This window comes from uncultured Caballeronia sp. (genome assembly GCF_964243625.1).
Lineage (GTDB): Bacteria > Pseudomonadota > Gammaproteobacteria > Burkholderiales > Burkholderiaceae > Caballeronia.
In genome coordinates this window covers 1-2,449 of record NZ_CAXTGZ010000783.1, presented here as the reverse complement: position 1 = coordinate 2,449, position 2,449 = coordinate 1, and the positions used below count along the sequence as shown (strand labels likewise).

General features: G+C 56.2%; 2 protein-coding genes. One reads left to right on the top strand and one right to left on the bottom strand.

Annotation, left to right across the window (positions count from 1 at the left end; genetic code table 11):
• The first annotated feature begins 395 nt into the window (after nucleotides 1-395).
• Complete coding sequence (locus tag ACFFAR_RS30840; protein WP_062001613.1) at nucleotides 396-1,274, top strand: crotonase/enoyl-CoA hydratase family protein; 879 nt, start codon at nucleotides 396-398, stop codon at nucleotides 1,272-1,274.
• Nucleotides 1,275-1,315: 41 nt separating this feature from the next.
• Here the strand turns inward: ACFFAR_RS30840 and ACFFAR_RS30835 are convergent.
• A partial coding sequence (locus ACFFAR_RS30835; RefSeq protein WP_375509187.1) for an EAL domain-containing protein occupies nucleotides 1,316-2,449 on the bottom strand: 1,134 nt, incomplete at its 5' end.

The following is a 2,449-nucleotide window of genomic DNA, read 5'->3' as shown; positions in this document are numbered from 1 at the left end:
CGTGAGTTGGTCATCGTGGGGCCTGATGGTCGAAGTGTGGTTGAACGAACTGAGCTGCCTTTGATTCTTGTATGTGCCCGCAATAGCTTTCCATGTCTTGTCTCCAACTCATCAACTTGTTGGCTCGCATCCGAGTGAATGACGCTCGGCTCGTACTTGCTCTACAGGAACTATAACTCGACGATTCGCCGTTGCTAAGCGAACACTTTATCAACCTCAGATGGTTCGCTTAGCAACGTTATTTCACGGCGTTTTTTGAGCCGTTTTATGTGTTTCATAAATGCGTTGCGGGAGTGTGGGCTGCCCCTCGTATACCCCCGCCGATATGAAATTCTGTGCTTTACCCTCTCATGGCTTTACCCAAGTTCAACCCTTTTTTAATTTGGATCATCGCCATGAACCTCAAAAACAACCCTGCTTGCCGTCCCTTTCTCGAAGCCGGCGACCTCTCGCAAATCTCCGCCTATTACGAAGAGGAACGCCACACAATGTGGATGATGCTTCGTTCACGCCCGCGTCCGTGTTTTACGCAAGATCTCGTGAATGACATCATCGATCTCGCGCGTGCAGCCAGAGAATCAGGCTTGCGTTTTGACTTCTGGGTCACGGGCTCTCTCGTTCCAGACATCTTCAATGTAGGTGGCGATCTGGACTTCTTTGTCGATGCCATTCGATCAGGCCGGCGTGAATTGCTCATGGCTTACGCGCGTTCGTGCATAGACGGGCTGCATGAAATTTATAGCGGATTTGGTACCGGTGCCATTTCGATTGCAATGGTAGAGGGCACCGCGCTCGGAGGTGGATTCGAGTCCGCATTGGCACATCACTTTCTTCTCGCGCAGAACGACGCGAAGATGGGTTTCCCCGAAATCGCCTTTAACCTCTTTCCAGGCATGGGCGGCTATTCACTGGTCGAACGCAAGGCGGGCATGCGGCTCGCCGAAGAATTGATCAGCACCGGAGAAGCGCATACCGGCGAGTGGTACGCAGAGAAGGGAATTGTCGACCAGACTTTCCAGCCTGGCGATGCATTCCTTGCGACGCGGACTTTCATAGATGGCATTCGACCCAAGCTCAACGGCATTCGCGCGATGGTCAAGGCGCGGCAACGTGTATTGGCGTTGCCGCGCGCTGAACTGATCGAGATTACGGAGGACTGGGTACGGGCCGCCTTCACGATTGAAGAGAAGGATCTGGCCTTCATGGAGCGGCTGGTCATGTTGCAGAACCGCCGTGTCTCCAAACTGAAGATGGCAAGCCTTGACCAGCACTAAGCAGTTTTAAGCCTTACCAACACTCCTTAACCTGGAGACGCTCAGGCGATGAGCCTGAGCTTTCTTTTCTCCGCGAGCCACGCTTCGAAGGCTCTTGCAGGCATGGGCCGCGCGTAAAGGAAGCCTTGCACGAGATCCACGCCCAGGCCGCGCAGGAAATCCGCTTCAGCTTCGCTTTCCACGCCTTCGGCTACCACCGACAAACGCAGCTCATGCGCAATCGCGACCATGGCGCGCACGAGGGCTTGCGGTTTGCTGTTGACATCGATTCCCTTGATGAAGCTTCGATCCAGCTTGATGGCGTCGAGCGGAATACGCGACAACTGCGACAACGACGAATAACCCGTGCCAAAGTCATCGAGATGCACACGCACGCCCATCTTGCGGAATTGCGTGATCAGCACGAGCGCCGCCGCTTCGTCTTCAATGAAACAGCTTTCGGTCAATTCCACGTCGAGCATGCACGAACGCGAGCGCGTCTCTGCAAGCACCTCGGTGAAATGCTTGACGATATCCGTATCGCGCAACTGGCGCGCCGACACGTTGATGGATATGCGCAGGTCGAGGCCCTGCTTCTGCCAGTTCGACGCCTGCGTGGCAGCCGCTTGCATGACCCATCGCCCAAGCGGCCCGATCAACCCGGACTCCTCCGCATAGGGGATGAAGTCGAGCGGCGAGACAACGCCGCGCTCCGGCGAATTCCAGCGCACGAGCGCTTCGACGCTGTCGACGTCGCCGCTCCTGAGATTCACCTTCGGCTGGTAATAAAGCTCGAGCTGATTCTCTTCAAGCGCCCGGCGCAGGTTCGTGTCGAGCCACACATATTCCGCAACCTTGCGGTTCATTTCCGGCGTAAACACGCGATACGTATGCTTGCCGCCATCTTTAGCGACGTACATGGCGGTGTCCGCGCTGCGAATCAGGCTTTCGAGCCTGTCGCCATGCTCGGGATACAGCGCTATACCGATAGAGCAACCGGTATAAAGCTTGATCAGTCCGAAGTCAAAAGGCAGGTGCAGGCTGCCCAGGATGGTTTCAGCGGTCTTGGTCAGCAGCGGGATGGTCGACTTCCTGACGACCACGACGAACTCGTCACCGCCGAGCCGCGCAAGCGTGTCACCGGGAGCGAGACAACTCTTGATCTTCGCCGATACCTCGCGGATCAGCCGGTCGCC

What these genes read in the sequence shown, in the direction of transcription:
- ACFFAR_RS30840 (WP_062001613.1), top strand. Translation starts at nt 396, where the DNA reads ATGAACCTCAAAAACAACCCTGCTTGCCGTCCCTTTCTCGAAGCCGGC.